Below are 16525 nucleotides of genomic sequence, written 5' to 3'. Positions count from 1 at the left end.
AGGCCAGCAGCCGCTCCGCCAGCGCCGGGCCCAGGATCCGGCCGACCTGGAAGATCGGCACCCCCAGATCCCGAGCCTGTTCCCGTACCCGGCGGGCCTGCGACTCCCACAACGCCGGCGGGAACGAGGAATCGGGCAGGTTGAACGAGGTGCCCCAGGCGGAGGAGAAATGCCCGCCGGTGACCGACAGGTAGTCCAGCCGCAGCCCCGGGTCCATGTCCAGCAACATCGCCGCGAAATCATTGAGCAAAGCTGTTTCGGCCGGGTCGCCCGGGGCGGCGCCGTTGATCCGCGCGCCGAACACCACCTTGTCGCCGCCGATACGGTCGCGGATCGCGGCGATCACCTCCCGCGCGAACCGGGTCCGGTTCTCGAACGAGCCGCCCCACCGGTCGGTGCGCCGGTTGGTGTGCGGGGACAGGAACTGCTGCACCAGATTCCCGTGACCGAAATGGATCTCCACCCCGTCGGCCGCGGTGGTGGTGATCGCTTCCGCCGACCCGGCGAAATCCTCGATCACCGCCATGATCTCCGCCTCAGACATGGCATGCGGGATCTGCACCTGCCCGCCGTAGAAGCGGCCCGGCACCTGCGACGGCGCGACCGCGTACTCCCGGTTCCGCGGCCCCAAAAACCCCTGCCGGCCGGGATGGTTGATCTGGATGAAACACAACGCCCCACCCGCATGGACCCGCGACGCCAACTCGTCGTACGCGCCCGACGCAACCTCGTAGCGCACGTCGAAATCACCGGCGCCCTGGTTGATCCACTGCGACTGCGTCGTCACGATCCCAGCACCACCCCGCGCCCGGGTCTCCTCATACAGGAACAACTCCTCGTTGTGCCGCCCCGGCGCCAACGACGTCCCGTGCCCCGAATTGATGATCCGGTTCCGCGACACCCGCGGCCCCACCACGACCGGCGAGAACAACACCGGGAACTCCCCGGACCGCGACCCGGACTCGGACACGGACGTGGGAACCTGTGACACGACAACACCTTTCAGGACGGCACAACGAGGAACTGCGACGAACGGGTCTGGCTCAGGTGAGCGGCGCCGGGCTGACCTCGGACTTGGTGATGGCGACCTGCTCGGCGCCGTAGGACTCGAGGATCTTGGCGTAGCTGCCGTCCTCGATGGTCTTGTTCACCGCGTCGGCGAACTGCTGCGCCAGCGGGCTGCCCTTCGCGAACGCGATCCCGGCGTCGACCTGGGTGATCACCGGACCGGTCACCTTGAACTCCGGCTGGTCCTTGGTGAAGAACCCGCCCTCCGCGGTGTTGATCGTCCGCACGTCGATGTTGCCCGACTTCAGCGCCAACAGCCCGGCGGAATCGTTGGCGTAGGTGGAGATCTCCACCGCGGGCTGGCCGGCGGCCACACACGCGTCGGAGATCTCGCCCAATTCCTCCAAGGACGCCTGCGCCGCCACCGCGCCGACCCGCACCCCGCACAGCGCCGTGGTGTCGTCGGCGACCTCGGCGCCGCCGTCGGCCAGTGTCAGGAACGTGTAGCCGACCCGGATCACCGACACGATGTCGATCACCTTCAGCCGCTCCGCGGTGATGTCGACACCGCCGCCCAGGTCGTACTTCCCGGACTGCACGCCCGGGATGACCGCCTCGAACGCCGGCGTCTCCCACTCCAGCGTCCAGTTCGCGGCGGTCGCGGCGGCGGTCTCCAACTCGGTGAAGTACCCGGTCAGCTCACCGGACTCGTTCTCGTACGCCGCCGGCGTCCAGTCCCGGTAGGTGGTCGCCGACAACGTCAACGCCTCCCCCGCTGCGGAGGACGCCGCCGACGACGCGACAGAGCCCGCGACCGAAGTGCTGGAAGTGGCCGTCGAGCTGTCGGACCCACAGGCGGTCACGACGAGCGCGGCCGCGCCGAGGACTGCGATGAGGGGCGTGCGCCGGAAACGGGTGAGCGCGGACATGGTGGTGCTCCTTGTCGATCGATGGGTCGAACACGAACCGCGGGCGACGGGGGCGTCGCCGCGGGAGAAGAAGCCGGGAGGGTCAGGCCGCCCCGGTGTAGCGCTGCAGGAACTCGCGGGTGCGGTCCTGCTGGGGATTCCCGAGAACTGCTTCGGGAGCACCGGATTCGAGGATCGAGCCGTTGTGCAGGAAGACGACCTGATCGGACACGTCGCGGGCGAAGGCCAGCTCGTGCGTCACGATGATCATCGTCGCGCCGTCGGCGGCGATGCCCTTGATCACGTCCAGCACCTCGCCGACCAGCTCCGGGTCCAGTGCTGACGTGGGCTCGTCGAACAGCATCACCGTCGGACGCATGCAGAGCGCCCGCGCGATCGCCACCCGCTGCTGCTGGCCGCCGGAGAGCTGCCGCGGGTAGCTGCCGGCCTTGTCCGCCAACCCCACCCGCTCCAACTGCTCCATCGCCGAGGACCGGGCCGCGTCCCGCGACACCCGACGCACATGGCGGGGTGCGAGCATGACGTTCTCCAGCACCGTCCGGTGCCCGAACAGGTGGAAGCTCTGGAACACCATCCCGACCTCGGCCCGCTGCGCCCGGGCGCGCCGCGGCGGGATCTCGTGGATCCGGCCACCGCGCAGCTCCCGGCCCATCAACGCGCCGTCCACCTCGATGAGGCCGGACTCCGGGTCCTCCAGTCCGTTGATGCAGCGCAGCAGCGTCGACTTCCCCGACCCGGACGCGCCGATCAACGACACCACCTCGCCGCGGCGGACGTCCAGGTCCACCCCCTTGAGCACCCGCAACGCACCGAACGACTTCGTCAACGACCGGATCCGGATCACCGGACGCTCCGCGGTCATGCCTCCACCGCCTGTGAGGTGCGGGTGGTGCGACTCCGCCACAGGTTCCGCCGGCCGACCGTACGGGAAGTGCCACGAGCGAAGTGCTTCTCGATCCCCCACTGGCCGACGGAGAGCACCGAGGTGACGATCAGGTACCAGATGCAGGCCACCGTCAGCAGCGGGATGATCTGAAACGTCCGGTTGTAGATGATCTGCACCGAGTACAACAGGTCCGCCACCGCGATCACCGACAACATCGACGTCGCCTTCAGCGTGCCCACCAACAACGAGCCTGCTGATGGCAGGATCGCCCGCATCGCCTGCGGCAGCACGATCCTGGTGAAGGTGAACAGCGGCGAGAGCGACAGCGCGTGCGCCGCCTCGCGCTGCCCGGCATCCACCGACAGCAGGCCGCCCCGGATGATCTCGGTGGCATAGGCGGTCTCGTGCAACGTCAACCCCAGCAGCGCCGCCAGCACCGCGGTCATCACCTCACGCGCCGGCGCCTCCACGAACGTCGGACCCCACGGGATGCCGAACGACAACTTCGGGTAGAGGTAGCCGATGTTGAACCACACCAACAGCTGCACCAGCAGCGGTACCGATCGGAAGATCCACACGTAGCCCCACGCCAGCCCGCGCAGCACCGGCTGCTGCGACAGCCGCATCGCCGCCAGGACCGCGCCCAGCAGCAGCGACAACACCGTCACCAGCACCGTCACCCAGACCGAGAGCCACAGCCCCTCCAGCACCGACGAGGAGAAGAAGTAGTCGCCCACCACCGACCATTCCATCGCCGGGTTCTTGGCCACGGAGAGCACCGAGAACACCGTCAGGACCAGCACCACCGCCGTCAGCACCCACATCCCCGGCCGACGGCGGCGCACCACCGGACGCGACGCAGCGGCCACCGCCGCGGCGAGGTCGGCATCATCCGCACCGATACCGGCGGCGGGTGGCTCCTTCGACAGGTACTGCGGGGTCACTGCTTTCGCGCTGGGCGGCACGAGGTCCTCTTCTCGGGTGGCTCGCGGTCGGCGGGACCGTGACGAGCGGTGTGCTGCTGTTTCCCTGTGCGGATCCCGCGGGTCGGCCACCGGCGGAGCGGCGCGACGCGTGAGGGATCCGGATCAGTGACCGGGACAGCAGGCGGAAGAGGAAGCGGCGCGCATCAGGTCGATGTGCAGACGGCGACAGCCACGGAAAGCAACGGTCTGCTCGGCCATGTCCACTCCTCGTCCACGCTTGCGGCACGCCGAACGGCGCGCGGCCTGGTCGTCACCCGGGGCACCCCACCGTGGCGGAGGGTTGCCGGCCAGCAAGCCGGGGCTTCGTGCTGGCACTCATGACCTGCGACCGACGATAGGGATCCCCGCGCGAGCGGGTCAAGCCGGACAACAGCTCCCGACTCCCGGCCGGCCGTACTCCACGACAGCCGTGCCACACCGTCGACCGAGGTCAGACCACACGCAGACATCCGGTGGATCGACGCCACGTAATCCTCATCACGCCCGGGTCGCCCACCGGTTGTTCAGGGGCGGCCCTGCGGCCCGAAGGTCACCATCTCGGGTGTCTGCGGGCCCTGCGGTACGGCCGGGAGCGGTTGCGGCAGACCGGTTCCCAGGTCCTTCTCACCGTGCCAGGCGACCAGGAACGTGTAGACGGCGATCGCGATCAGCGGTTCCAGCAGGATCACCATCGCGTTGCCCGCGGTCGGCTCGGCGGTGACCAGCTGGTCGATGGCGGACGCCCCGATCGACGCCGGATCGGTGCCGTCGGTCATCACCGGGCCGAGCAGGTAGGCGGTCAACGCGCCGACCGCGCCGGCGAACCCGACCGTCAGCAGCATGGCGGTGCCGCGGACGCTGCGCCAGGCCCAGGCGGCCGCGGCGAGCGCCGCGCCGGCGGCCACCGACAGCAGCAGCATGATCGCGACAGCGGTGAACTGGCGCGGCGACTCGGTCGGCAGCGGCAGGTAGCTGCCGTCCTTGTAGACGACGAACTGCTCGCCGGGCGCCACCATCGCCCACAGCAGTGCCTGCACGATGCCGGCCAGCACGGCAGCGACCAGCACCGTCGCGCCGGACCGCCAGTGCAGCAACTCGCGGGCCGGGTCCAGCTTGCGTCGGCCGGCCTCCGGGGCCAGCAGGATCGGCGTCGTGTCGGGTGCGCTCATGCCAGGCAGTCCGCTCCGAGCAGGGCCTTGAGGTCACCCATCAGCGCGGAGGTCGGGGTGACGCGAAGCCCGTCGTCCAGCCGCAGTGTTGTGGTCCGGCCGCCGGACAGCAGCCGCAGGTGCACCGCGGTGGTGCCGGGGTGCGCCTGCAGGACGTCCCGCAACCGGTCGACCACCGGGGGTGTGCACCGAGCGGCGTTCATCGTCACCTGCATCGGGCCGCGGTTGGTCGAGACGGTCAGGTCCGGCACGGTGACACTCTGCGCGTGCAGGCTGAGCCGGTCGTCGGACCGGGACACCCGGGCCTTGACCAGTACCACGGCGTCCTCGGCCAGCGACAACGCGAACTCGGAGTAGACCTTCGGGAAGAAGGCGACCTCCACCCCGCCGGCCAGGTCCTCCAGCGTCGCCGACGCCCAGGGATCGCCCTTCTTGGTCAGCCGCCGCTGCAGACCGGTGAGGATGCCGCCGACGGTCACCGTGGCCCGGTCCGGGATGGTGCCGTCCAGGATGTCCGGCAGCGAGGCGTCCGACTGCGAGGCCAGCACATGCTCGACCCCGGACAGGGGGTGTCCGGACACGTACAGCCCGAGCATCTCCCGCTCGAATCCGAGGCGCAGCTTGGTGTCCCACTCGGTGTCCGGGATCTCGATGTGCAGCGACGAGTCGGCGGAGTCCTCCGTGCTCAGCTCGCCGAACAGGTCGAACTGCCCCTCGGCCTCGGCCCGCTTGAGCGCCAGCACCGAGTCGACGGCCTCGACGTGCCGCATCAGCAGGCCCTTGCGCGGGTGGTTCAGCGAGTCGAAAGCCCCTGCCTTGATCAGGGACTCGATCACCTTCTTGTTGCAGGCGACCGCATCGACCTTGCTGAGGTAGTCGGAGAAGTTGGTGTAGGCGCCCTTGTCCTTGCGGCAGGCGATGATCGACGCCACCACCCCGGTACCGACGTTCCGGATGGCGGACAGCCCGAACCGGATGTCGGTGCCGACCGGGGCGAAGTTCTTCTCCGAGGCGTTGACATCCGGTGGCAGCACGGTGATCCCCATGCTGCGGCACTCGGCGAGGTAGATCGCGGACTTGTCCTTGTCGTCGCCGACGCTGGTGAGCAGCGCGGCCATGTACTCCGACGGGTAGTTGGCCTTGAGGTAGGCGGTCCAGTACGAGACGAGCCCGTAGGCCGCCGAGTGCGCCTTGTTGAAGGCGTAGTCGGAGAACGGCAGCAGGATGTCCCAGAGGGTCTTCACCGCGGCACCCGAGTAGCCGCGCTCGGCCATGCCGGCGGAGAACGCCTCGAACTGCTTGTCCAGCTCGGACTTCTTCTTCTTGCCCATGGCGCGGCGCAGCAGGTCGGCCTGGCCGAGCGAGTACCCGGCGACCTTCTGCGCGATGGCCATGACCTGCTCCTGGTACACGATGAGACCGAAGGTGTCGCCGAGGATCTCGGCCAGCGGCTCTTCCAGCTCCGGGTGGATCGGGATGACCGGCTTGCGCTTGTTCTTCCGGTCGGCGTACTCGTTGTGCGAGTTGGCGCCCATCGGGCCCGGCCGGTACAGCGCGCCGACCGCGGAGATGTCCTCGAAGTTGTCCGGTCGCATCGACCGCAGCAGCGCCCGCATGGGCCCGCCGTCCAGCTGGAAGACACCCAGGGTGTCGCCCTTGGCCAGCAGGTCGAAGGTCTTCTTGTCGTCGAGCTCGAGATCCTCCAGGACCACCGTCTCGCCACGGTTGGCCTTGATGTTGATCAGGGCGTCGTCGAGCACCGTGAGGTTGCGGAGCCCGAGGAAGTCCATCTTGATCAGGCCGAGGCCCTCGCAGGTCGGGTAGTCGAACTGCGTGATGATCGCGCCGTCCTGCTCCCGCTTCATGATCGGGATGAGGTCGAGCAGCGGGTGCGAGGACATGATCACGCCGGCGGCGTGCACGCCCCACTGCCGCTTCAGTCCCTCCAGACCCTTCGCCATGTCGACGACCCGGCGCACCTCGACGTCGGACTCGACCAGCGCACGGAACTCGCCGCCCTCGTTGTACCGGTTGTGCGACGGGTCGAAGATCTTCGACAGCGGCACGTCCTTGCCCATCACCGGGGGCGGCATGACCTTCGTGATGCGGTCGCCGACGGAGAACGGCATGCCCAGCACGCGCGCCGAGTCCTTGACCGCCTGCTTGGCCTTGATGGTGCCGTAGGTGACGATCTGCGCGACCCGGTCGTCGCCGTACTTCTCGGTGACGTACCGGATGACGTCGCCGCGCCGGCGCTCGTCGAAGTCGACGTCGAAGTCGGGCATGGAGACGCGCTCGGGGTTGAGGAACCGCTCGAAGATCAGGCCGTGCTGCAGCGGGTTCAGGTCGGTGATCCGCATGGCGTAGGCCACCATCGACCCGGCACCCGACCCACGCCCCGGGCCGACCCGGATGCCGTTGTTCTTCGACCAGTTGATGAAGTCGGCGACCACGAGGAAGTAGCCGGGGAACCGCATCTGGGTGATGACACCGACCTCGAAGTCGGCCTGCTTGCGCACCTCCGGCGGGATCCCGTCGGGGAACCGGGCGACCAGGCCGCGCTCGACCTCCTTGACGAACCAGGAGGTCTCGTCCTCGCCCTCCGGGACGGGGAACCGCGGCATGTACGACGCGCCCTCGTCGAAGGTCACCGAGCAGCGCTCGGCGATCAGCAGCGTGTTGTCACAGGCCTCGCGCAGCTCGTACTTGCCCTGCCACAGGTCGCGCATCTGCTTCGGCGTCTTGAGGTAGAAGTCCCGGGCGTCGAACTTGAAGCGGTTCGGGTCGTCCAGGGTCTTGCCGGACTGCACGCAGAGCAGCGCCTCGTGCGCGTCGGCGTCGGCCTCGTCCACGTAGTGCAGGTCGTTCGTGGCGATCATCGGCAGGCCGAGGTCGCGGCCGAGGCGCAGCAGGCCCTCGTGCACCCGGGTCTCGATGCCCAGGCCGTGGTCCATCAGCTCGAGGAAGTAGTTCTCCGCGCCGAAGATGTCCCGGAACTCGGCGGCACTGGCCCTGGCCTTCGCGTAATCGCCGATGCGGAGCCAGGTCTGGACCTCGCCGGACGGGCACCCGGTGGTGGCGATCATGCCCTTCGAGTACTGCTGCAGCAGCTCACGGTCGGCGCGCGGCTTGTAGTAGTAGCCCTCCAGCGAGGCCCGGGAGGCCAGCCGGAACAGGTTGTGCATGCCCTCGGTGCTCTCGGCGAGCAGCGTCATGTGGGTGTAGGCGCCGGCGCCGGACACGTCGTCCTCGCCGCCGTCCGCCCACCGCACCGGGCGGCGCTCGAACCGGGACGTCCCCGGCGTCACGTACGCCTCCATGCCGATGATCGGGTTGATCCCGGCCGACTTCGCCTGGCGGTAGAAGTCGAACGCGCCGAAGACGTTGCCGTGGTCGGTCATTGCCAGGGCCGGCATGCCCATCTCGGCGGCCCGCTCGAACAGCCCGCCCAGCCGGGCGGCCCCGTCCAGCATCGAGTACTCGGTGTGCACGTGCAGGTGGACGAAGGAGTCTCCGGAACCCTGACCCGACACGTGTACCCCTTGCCTCTCGCACTGCCCAACGGTCCCGCCCGCGGGACCCGACCATCATCCCCCAGCGATGTTCTAACAGTCGCCACCGACAGTCCGGCCGGACCGGTTCGCCGACCGGGTTGCCGACCGGGTTGCCGACGGACTCGTCGTCGGTGTTGCCCGGAAGGTCCTGCCGGTGGGCGCCCCGTCCGGGTAGCGTCCGGAGGCGTGACGACTCCTCCCCCGACGCCGGGCGGACCCGGCGGGCGGCCCGTGCCGGACACCGCGGATCTGCGGATCCTCGCCGAGCTCATCAACAACGACTTCGTCCGGCTGGACGACGCCGCCTGGCGGGCCCGGATGAGTCCACGGGAGGCCGTCGACCGGCTCCTCACCATGGCCGAGCGCGGCATGCCGCTGCGGCTGATCGCCGAGGGCGACCGGCAGGCGCTGTGGCGGATCGCGCAGGCCGGCCCGGTCACCGGAGCGTTCCAGGGCCCGGCGCCGTCCCCCTCCGGTCCCGTCCCCGTCGCCGTGCCTGTTCCCGTGTCTGTCCCCCAGGCGGCACCCGACCTCGCGAAGCCGGTCCCGTCCCCCTTCCCGCCCGCCGACCCCCCGGTCGCCGAGGCCCCGGTGCCGGAGAACGCGCCCTTCCCGCCGGCGGATCCGCCGGTGCCCGCCGGTTTCACCCCGGTTCCGCAACCCTTCGCCGACCCGGTGCCGCCCCAGCAGTTCACCCCGGTCCCGCAGCCCTTCGCGGACCCCGCCCCGCCCATGCCCGCACCGCCCCTCCCGGCTGCACCCCTCCCCGCGCTGTCACCGGCCGCGATCCCGCCGGGTGTGGTCCCGCCGACCTCCCCGGTCCCGCCGCACGAGCAGGCGATCGCCGGAGCGGTGCCGCTGGGCGAGTTCCCCTTCGGCACCCCCACCTCCCCCGAAGGCACCGAGACACCCGCCCCCGCCGAGGATCCCGCCCCCGAACCGGCACCTGAACCCGCACCGACACCCGCCCCGTTGCCGGCCGGCGCCGGCACCTGGGGCATCCCCGGCACCGCCTCCTGGGCCCGCGCCGACGATCCCGAACCCGAACCCGCTGCCGAGCCCCCCGCTCCCGCAGCACTGCAGGAGGACCCCGGCGCCACCCAGACATGGCACTTCGACGAGGCGCTCCCCGCCGCACCCCCTGTACCCCCAGCGCCCGCTGTGCCTCCGGTCCCGGCGGGCCCGCGGATCCCCGACCTCGCGCCGCTGTCGATGCCGCCGTTCGTCCCACCACCCCTGCCGTCGTCCGGACCGACCGCGGTCCCCGACCCGGCGGCTCCGCGGCACGCGACACCCCCTGCCGCACCGTCGTTCCCGCCGCTGGAGACGACCGGGCTGTTCGGCGAGCGCCTGACGGTGTCACTGCTCGACGTCATCGATCCGGCGGACGAGATCCTGTCGAACGCGGGCTACCGGATGGACGGCACCGAACGGGCGGTGCTGGTCCGCACCGCGGTGCACAACGCCGGCCCGATCGACCACGAGTCGCTGCCGGACCTGTACCTGGTGCTGATCGGGTTCGACGGGCGGCCGCTGCCGAAGGCACCGATGTCGGTGCCCGGCCACCCGGCCCACCAGGTCGGGATCGCGGCCGGCGCGACCAGCACCGGGTGGACGCTGTTCCTGCTCCCGCCGCCGGTGATGGTGGCGGCCGTGCGGTGGAGCGTCCGGCCGGACCTGACCCAGCACACCCTGGAGTGGCGGGTCTGACTGTTTCGGCCTGACGGTGGCGGGTCTGAATCAGGGCGCCCGGAGCACGTCCAGCGCATGCTGCAGGTCTGCCGGGTAGGGGCTGACGTACTCGACCCACTGCCCGCCCTCGGGGTGCACGAAGCCGAGTTTGCGCGCGTGCAGCCACTGCCGGTCCAGGCCAACCTTCGCCGCGAGCACCGGGTCGGCGCCGTAGGTCAGGTCGCCGACGCACGGGTGGTGCAGGGCGGAGAAGTGCACCCGGATCTGGTGGGTGCGGCCGGTTTCCAGGTGCACCTCGACCAGGGTCGCGGACCGGAACGCTTCGACCGTCTCGTAGTGGGTGACGCTCTCCCGGCCGCCGGCCATCACCGCGAACTTCCAGTCCGACTTGGGATGTCGACCGATCGGGGCGTCGATGGTGCCGGTGCTCGGGTCCGGGTAGCCCTGGATCACCGCGTGGTAGACCTTCTCCACGTCCCGGCGGTGGCGGAAGTAGTCCTTGAGCACCGAGTAGGCGTGCTCGCTCTTCGCGACCACCATGACGCCGGTCGTCCCGACGTCGAGCCGCTGCACGATGCCCTGGCGCTCGGAGGCACCGGACGTGGTGACCCGGACGCCGACCGCCGCCAGGGCCCCGAGCACCGTCGGCCCCGACCAGCCCGGGCTCGGGTGGGCGGCCACGCCGACCGGCTTGTCGACCACCACGATGTCGTTGTCCTCGTGCAGGATGGACAGACCTTCGACCATCTGCGGCACCACGGTCGGCGCGACATCCGGTTCCGGCAGCGTGATGTCGAGCAGACCGTCGGCGACCAGCCGCTCCGACCGGACCAGTGGGCGTCCGTCCAGGGTGGCGCCGCCGGCGTCGATGATGGCGGCGACCGCCGTCCGGCTCAGCCCCAGCAGCCGGGCGATCCCGGCGTCCGCCCGCAGGCCGGCCAGCCCGTCCGGGACGTGGTACGCCCGCGACTCAGCCATCCGCCTGCTCGTCCTTCTTCTGCTCCGCACTCTTCTGCTCCGCGCGCTCCCGTTCCACGTCCTTGGTGCGCCGCCCGTCGACCTCGACCCCGAGCAGCGCGGCGAGCACCAGGATCACCCCGCCGAAGGTGATGCCCATGTCGGCCAGGTTGAAGATCGCGAAGTGCTGGCCGGCCGTCTCGAACAGCGAGATGTAGTCGACCACGTGCCCGCGGAGGAATCCGGGCGCGCGGAAGATCCGGTCGATCAGGTTGCCGACCGCGCCGCCGAGGATCAGGCCGAGGCTGACGGCCCAGATCGTCGACCGCAGCCGCCCGGCGATCCGGATGATCCAGACGATCACCGCGATGACGATCAGCGAGAGCAGCCAGGTCATGCTGTCGGCGAGCCCGAACGCGGCGCCGGGGTTACGGATCAGCGTGAAGTAGACCAGCCCGCCGAGTGCCCGGTGCGGCACCCCCGGCTCCAGGTTCGCGACCACGATGACCTTGACGATCTGGTCCAGCACGACGACCAGCAGCGCCAGCGCGGCCAGGATCCCGATCCGCCGCGGGGGTTGCGCCGGGGCCGGCACGTCGCTGTCGGTGCTGTCGGGCGCAGGTCCGCCGGTGTCGGTCACGCCTCACAGTGTTCCAAACGCGGAGGGATGATCGCGCCACTCGGGAGCTCAGTGCGCCGGGCCGGATCCGGGTTCGCCGCGCTCGCCGAACCAGTTCGCCAACGCGCCGCCACGGGTCACCGCACGCAGGCGTTTCTCGGTCGCGGACCGCAGCCGCTCCGGGGTGACGATCAGCAGCTGGTCCCCCGCCTGCAGCCGGACGGTGGGCGCCACCGGGATCGGGGTGTCGCCCCGCAGCAGCAGCGAGATGACCGCACCTGCCGGCAGCCGCAGCTCGGACAGGTAGACGCCGTGCATCCTCGACCCGGCCGGCACCGTGACCTGCAGGACCAGCGCCTTCATGTGCTCGAGCGGGGCCGCTTCCATCTCGATCTCGGTGGCCTGGCCGGTCTGGATCACCCCGAGTTTGCGCGCGACCCAGGGCAGCGAGGTGCCCTGCAGCAGCGTGTAGATCACCACGATGACCACGATGATGTTGAGGAAGTCCCGGGACTGCTCGTTGTTGCGGATCATCAGCGGGATCAGCGCCAGCACGATGGGCACCGCCCCACGCAGCCCGGACCAGGACAGGAACGCCTGTTCCTTGAATTTCAGGCCGAACGGTGTGGCGGCGGCGATGATCGACAGCGGCCGGGCGACCAGCAGCACCAGCAGCCCGATCAGGATGCCCGGCACCAGCGCCTCGGGCAGCCCGGCCGGGTCGACGTACAGACCGAGCAGCACGAAGAGGCCGATCTGGGCGATCCAGCCGAAACCCTCGGCGAAGGACAGCGTCGAGGCGCGGTGCGGCAGCTGCGAGTTGCCGAGCACCAGGGCGGCGACATAGGTGGCCAGGAAGCCGGAGGCGTGCGCGTACTGGCCGGCGGCGTACGCCCCGCCGATCAGTGCGAGGGCGGCGAGCGGGTAGAGACCGGCGGCCGGCAGCGCGCCGCGGCGCAACCACCAGGCACCGCCGAAGCCGAGGGCGAGGCCGATGGCGCCGCCGGCGATCAGCTCGTAGACGACCAGCAGCGGGTCGGTCCAGGTGATGGTGGTGGTTCCGGCGAGCAGCAGCACGGCGATGACCACGGGGGCGTCGTTGAGCCCGGACTCCAACTCGAGGGCAGCGGCGAGCCGCGGCTTCACCCCGACCCCGCGCAGCACCGAGAACACCGCGGCGGCGTCCGTCGAGGACAGCACCGCTCCCCACAGCAGGCTCGTCCTCCAGTCGAGGTTCAGGGCGTCGCCGAGCAGGAAGTAGACGCCGGCCCCGGCCACCACGATGGAGACGATCACCGACACCGTGGCCAGCGCGATGCCGAGCCCCAAAGCGGGGCGCACGTTGGACCAGCGGGTGGTCAGCCCGCCCTCGGCCAGGATGAAGACCAGGGCGGCGAGGCCGAGGTTCTCGGTGAGGATGGTGTGCGCCTCGGTGGTGCCGAAGTCCAGGCCGAGTCCGCGGTTGCCGAGCAGCAGGCCGATGCCCAGGTAGAGCAGCAGCGAGGGCATGCCGAGCTTGCGGGAGAAGCGGATCGCCAGCAGGGCGAGCAGCAGCACCGCGGAGGACAGACCGAAGGCCCGTTCGACGACGTCGAACTCCATCCGTTCCCCCTCCTGGCGATCGTTGCTGCGGGACAGTGACCGTCGGTGGGGCCGTCGGTCAGGTGCGGGCGGGGGTGGGCGCCCAGCCGAGCGCCTCGAGGACCTCGACCGTCGCCTTCGACCGGTTGAACGTGTAGAAGTGCAGCCCCGGTGCGCCTTCGTCGAGCAGCTTCCGGGCCATGTCGATCGCGTGCTCCATGCCGATCGCCCGACCGGCGGCGGCGTCACCCTTGACCTCGAGCAGGCGGGCGGCCAGGTCGTCCGGCACCTTCTGCCCGGACAGCTCGCAGATCCGCATCAGCCGCTGGTACGAGGTGACCGGCATGATCCCGGGCAGCAGCGGGATGTCCACATCGACGGATGCGGCCCGGTCACGCAGACCGACCCAGTCCTGCGCGGAGAACAGCATCTGTGTGATGGCGTAGTCGGCACCTGCCCGCACCTTCGCGGCGAAGAACTCGATGTCGGACTGTGGGTCCGGCGAGCGGGGGTGCATGTCCGGGTAGGCGGCGACGCCGACGGAGAACGGGCCGAGCCGCTTGATCAGCGCGACCAGTTCCTCGGCGTACTCCACGCCCTCCGGGTGCTTGACCCACTCGGCGGTGACGTCCTCCCCCGGCGGGTCGCCGCGCAGGGCCAGGATGTTGCGGACGCCGACGGAGGCGTACGAGCCGATGACGTGACGCAGCTCGGCGACGGAGTGTCCGACGGCCGTGAGGTGCGCGACCGGCAGCAGGGTGGTCTCGGTCGCGATGCGCTCGGTGATCCGGATGGTGCGGTCGCGGCGGGAGCCGCCGGCACCGTAGGTCACCGAGACGAACGCGGGCTGCAGCGGTTCCAGCCGGCGAACGGCAAGCCAGAGCGAGGCCTCTTCCTCGTCGCTCCGCGGGGGCATGAACTCCACCGAGAAATGCGGACCAGGCGCGGCTAGTCGGTCGCGGACGGTCACCATGAGGCAAGAGACTACTGCCCGGCCCCGACAGCGCCGCGATCCCCGGCTCGGCCCTGGGCGAACGGGCTTCGCAGGTCACGCTTCACCGGCTGCGTTCTGCATCGTCTGTGGTGCGGCGCTGTGGTCTGGGCGCCGGGGTGCGGCGACGTGGCCGCCGAGGTCGCCGAGGTGCGGGTGGGTGCGGCCCGTTGCCGTCGTCACACGTTTCCCCGGAAGCGGGTCCCCACAGCAGCTGCTGGGTCGCCGAGCCGGGTCGCTGAACCGACCGGCCGCCGATTCGCAGAGCCGGGTCGCAGGTCGGGCTCAACCGCTGTGCCGCATCGCAGGGCCGGGTCGCAGGTGACCCGCTTCTCCCGAAGCGGTACCGGGTCGCGATGCCGTCCGCTGCACCGCCCACGCTGCAGGTGGAGCGTCAATCCGTGATCACGATGATCGAGGTACCGGCCGCCGGCCACACCAGGTCCGTGCGGTGACCGACAAGTCCGAGGCCGTGGAGATTCCCACTGATTGCTGCCCGACCCTTTGGTTCTGTCGCTGCATCCCGGAGACCGCTCCGGCGGTGTGGTCACCGGGTTCGATTGCCGAGGTGGATGCACTCCGCTCCGCAGGACTGTTCGGGGCGACGGCTGCTCGGCGCGACGCTGTTCGGCGCGACGCTGCTCGGCGCGATCCTGTTCGGCGCGACGCTGTTCGGCGCGATGCTGTTCGGCGCGATCCTGTTCGGCACGATCCTGTTCGGCACGATCCTGTTCTGCGCGATGCTGTTCGGCATGCAGCAGCATCGCCGCTCGGTCCACGGGTGTGATGCTTCATCCTGTGCGCACCGCCGCGTCCGGCTCTGCGGTCGACAGCGCTGGGACGCACTGCATGTCGACCGAAGAGTTGGCAGCGCGAGGGACTCTCAGTGGACGGCCGAGAGCGAAGGTCGTTGCGAGGAGGGCGGTGTCGGCACCTGACTGCAGGCACCTGTTCAGAACGGCACATCGGAGCTGTTCGCCCTTCCCCGCGGAGATCTGCCTCAGGTCCCCTCGGAAAGATCCGCAGGTGACTGAACCCTCACTGCGCCGTGAAGGGTGAGGGTCCCTGCGACACCTGCAGTGTCGGTGCCATGAAGTACACCGTCCTTGTGAGTCACAGAGTCTGCCGGAACGCAGAGGGACAGTGAAGATGACGAGGTTCGGGCATCGGGTGCGGGATGAACGAAGGACAACGCGACCGACCCGCTCACGACGGCCCATGCCGACTGTCGGCGCGTTCTGCTACCACTGGATGGGTTCCACAGCAGGCGTTGTCGGCGAACACCGAACCGCTTGTTGGTGGCGTGCGCGAGAGATGCCCTCTAGCAACGGTTCCCGACCATCGGCAAAAGGGTGAACATTCAGTCCCGATCGTTCTTGTGTTCGAATTGTAGGTTGTGATCAGGTACTGTAGTGGGAGAAGGCGCGGGGGCGCCGCTGACGTCGCCGAGGGGAGGTCGCTGTGATCGTTGCCGGTGAGCACGGCCTGGGTTGGGTGGTCGCGGTCGATCTGCTCGAGGGGCTGCAGGTGGGTGAGCTGGGTGGCCGCGAGTTGGTGGCCCGGATCGCTGCCGGGCAGGCGTTGGTCGCGCGGGTGCAGGCGCAGCAGCTGGAACTGATGGCCGCCCTGTCGGTGCCCGGTGTGGCCGGTCCCGCGGCGAAGCTGGCCAAGTACTCCAAGGGAGAGCTCCGCTCCCGCCGGCGCCGTGGCCGTGAGGACGCCCCGCCCGGGCCTGATCCGGCCGCGGGCCGCCCCGACCCGACACTGCCCGAGGAAGACGATCCCGCCACCACCGCCGCCCGCGGCAGCGTCGGTGGCGAGGTGGAGCTGTGGCCCGGCAGCCCCGGTGCCGGTGACGGTGACGGTGTCGAGAACCTCTCCACCGCAACAGTGGTCGACGAGCGTGCCGCCACCGGCGCCCACGCCACCGACGATGCCGCCACCACCGATGCTGAGGCCGGTCACGGTGGCGGCGCTGCCGGCGCTCCTGTCGCCATGACTGCTGAGGTCCCCGGCTCGGCCGATTCCGATTCCGATTCCGACTCCGACTCCGGGGCCGGGGCCGGGGCCGGGGCTGCTGTTGACGTTGACGTTGACGTTGACGTTGAAAGGGACAGCGACGCCGACCGTGAAAGTCCCGGCCCCATGGAGAACGTCGATGTCGATGTCGATGG

Annotated in this window: 12 protein-coding genes, 1 pseudogene and 1 riboswitch; of the genes and pseudogenes, 3 read left to right on the top strand and 10 right to left on the bottom strand. The window is 70.1% G+C overall.

Annotation, left to right across the window (positions count from 1 at the left end; translation table 11 throughout):
- From GIS00_RS26685 to dnaE, 6 genes are all read right to left on the bottom strand, one after another.
- A partial coding sequence (locus GIS00_RS26685; protein ID WP_456094180.1) for an oxidoreductase occupies positions 1–991 on the bottom strand: 991 nt, incomplete at its 3' end.
- A 52-nt stretch (positions 992–1043) separates the two neighbouring features.
- Complete coding sequence (locus GIS00_RS26680) at positions 1044–1937, bottom strand: transporter substrate-binding domain-containing protein (protein WP_154771516.1); 894 nt, start codon at positions 1935–1937, stop codon at positions 1044–1046.
- 82 nt (positions 1938–2019) lie between these two features.
- Positions 2020–2799: an amino acid ABC transporter ATP-binding protein gene (locus GIS00_RS26675; protein ID WP_154771515.1), complete on the bottom strand. Its 780-nt coding sequence runs from the start codon at positions 2797–2799 to the stop codon at positions 2020–2022.
- Positions 2796–3788, bottom strand: a complete 993-nt coding sequence (locus tag GIS00_RS26670) for an amino acid ABC transporter permease (protein WP_322098497.1) — start codon at positions 3786–3788, stop codon at positions 2796–2798. The genes GIS00_RS26675 and GIS00_RS26670 overlap by 4 nt, the downstream gene beginning before the upstream one ends.
- Before the next feature lie 229 nt (positions 3789–4017).
- Positions 4018–4132: riboswitch (SAM riboswitch) on the bottom strand.
- A gap of 180 nt (positions 4133–4312) precedes the next feature.
- The gene (locus tag GIS00_RS26665; protein ID WP_154771514.1) at positions 4313–4957 is read right to left on the bottom strand and encodes a DUF2567 domain-containing protein; all 645 of its coding nucleotides are present in this window, start codon (positions 4955–4957) and stop codon (positions 4313–4315) included.
- Positions 4954–8430, bottom strand: a complete 3477-nt coding sequence (gene dnaE / locus GIS00_RS26660; protein WP_154771517.1) for a DNA polymerase III subunit alpha — start codon at positions 8428–8430, stop codon at positions 4954–4956. The genes GIS00_RS26665 and dnaE overlap by 4 nt, the downstream gene beginning before the upstream one ends.
- A gap of 267 nt (positions 8431–8697) precedes the next feature.
- On the opposite strand from dnaE, the gene GIS00_RS26655 reads away from it, so the two are divergent.
- Complete coding sequence (locus GIS00_RS26655) at positions 8698–10221, top strand: hypothetical protein (protein ID WP_154771513.1); 1524 nt, start codon at positions 8698–8700, stop codon at positions 10219–10221.
- A gap of 30 nt (positions 10222–10251) precedes the next feature.
- Here the strand turns inward: GIS00_RS26655 and GIS00_RS26650 are convergent, their stop codons facing one another.
- Genes GIS00_RS26650 through metF form a run of 4 tightly spaced genes read right to left on the bottom strand, consistent with a single transcriptional unit; the run spans position 10252 to position 14276 of the window.
- The gene (locus GIS00_RS26650; RefSeq protein ID WP_154771512.1) at positions 10252–11181 is read right to left on the bottom strand and encodes an RluA family pseudouridine synthase; all 930 of its coding nucleotides are present in this window, start codon (positions 11179–11181) and stop codon (positions 10252–10254) included.
- Positions 11174–11800, bottom strand: coding sequence for a signal peptidase II (gene lspA / locus GIS00_RS27090; RefSeq protein WP_322098495.1), 627 nt, complete (start codon positions 11798–11800; stop codon positions 11174–11176). The genes GIS00_RS26650 and lspA overlap by 8 nt, the downstream gene beginning before the upstream one ends.
- 48 nt (positions 11801–11848) lie before the next feature.
- Positions 11849–13381, bottom strand: coding sequence for a potassium/proton antiporter (locus GIS00_RS26645; protein WP_196073495.1), 1533 nt, complete (start codon positions 13379–13381; stop codon positions 11849–11851).
- Positions 13382–13439: 58 nt separating this feature from the next.
- Positions 13440–14276: a methylenetetrahydrofolate reductase [NAD(P)H] gene (metF, locus tag GIS00_RS26640; protein ID WP_230314230.1), complete on the bottom strand. Its 837-nt coding sequence runs from the start codon at positions 14274–14276 to the stop codon at positions 13440–13442.
- Positions 14277–14923: 647 nt separating this feature from the next.
- Here metF and GIS00_RS26635 point away from each other — a divergent pair.
- Both GIS00_RS26635 and GIS00_RS26630 read left to right on the top strand, forming a co-directional pair.
- Positions 14924–15289 (top strand): pentapeptide repeat-containing protein, encoded by a 366-nt coding sequence (locus GIS00_RS26635; protein WP_154771510.1) that lies wholly within the window; start codon positions 14924–14926, stop codon positions 15287–15289.
- A 523-nt stretch (positions 15290–15812) separates the two neighbouring features.
- Positions 15813–16525 (top strand): annotated as a pseudogene (locus GIS00_RS26630) (hypothetical protein); the annotation flags it as partial.

The organism is Nakamurella alba, assembly GCF_009707545.1.
In the GTDB taxonomy this organism is placed as follows: Bacteria; Actinomycetota; Actinomycetes; order Mycobacteriales; family Nakamurellaceae; genus Nakamurella; species Nakamurella alba.
Note: the sequence above shows the minus strand (reverse complement) of the source record. Positions and strands in the feature narration are given on the sequence as shown.

Bases quoted from the DNA above. Each gene is read 5' to 3' on its own strand.
- GIS00_RS26680 (WP_154771516.1), bottom strand. From the start codon at position 1,937: ATGTCCGCGCTCACCCGTTTCCGGCGCACGCCCCTCATCGCAGTCCTC.
- GIS00_RS26675 (WP_154771515.1), bottom strand. From the start codon at position 2,799: ATGACCGCGGAGCGTCCGGTGATCCGGATCCGGTCGTTGACGAAGTCG.
- GIS00_RS26665 (WP_154771514.1), bottom strand. From the start codon at position 4,957: ATGAGCGCACCCGACACGACGCCGATCCTGCTGGCCCCGGAGGCCGGC.
- dnaE (WP_154771517.1), bottom strand. From the start codon at position 8,430: ATGCTGGACGGGGCCGCCCGGCTGGGCGGGCTGTTCGAGCGGGCCGCC.
- GIS00_RS26650 (WP_154771512.1), bottom strand. From the start codon at position 11,181: ATGGCTGAGTCGCGGGCGTACCACGTCCCGGACGGGCTGGCCGGCCTG.
- GIS00_RS26645 (WP_196073495.1), bottom strand. From the start codon at position 13,381: ATGGAGTTCGACGTCGTCGAACGGGCCTTCGGTCTGTCCTCCGCGGTG.
- metF (WP_230314230.1), bottom strand. From the start codon at position 14,276: ATGCCCCCGCGGAGCGACGAGGAAGAGGCCTCGCTCTGGCTTGCCGTT.
- GIS00_RS26635 (WP_154771510.1), top strand. From the start codon at position 14,924: ATGCACTCCGCTCCGCAGGACTGTTCGGGGCGACGGCTGCTCGGCGCG.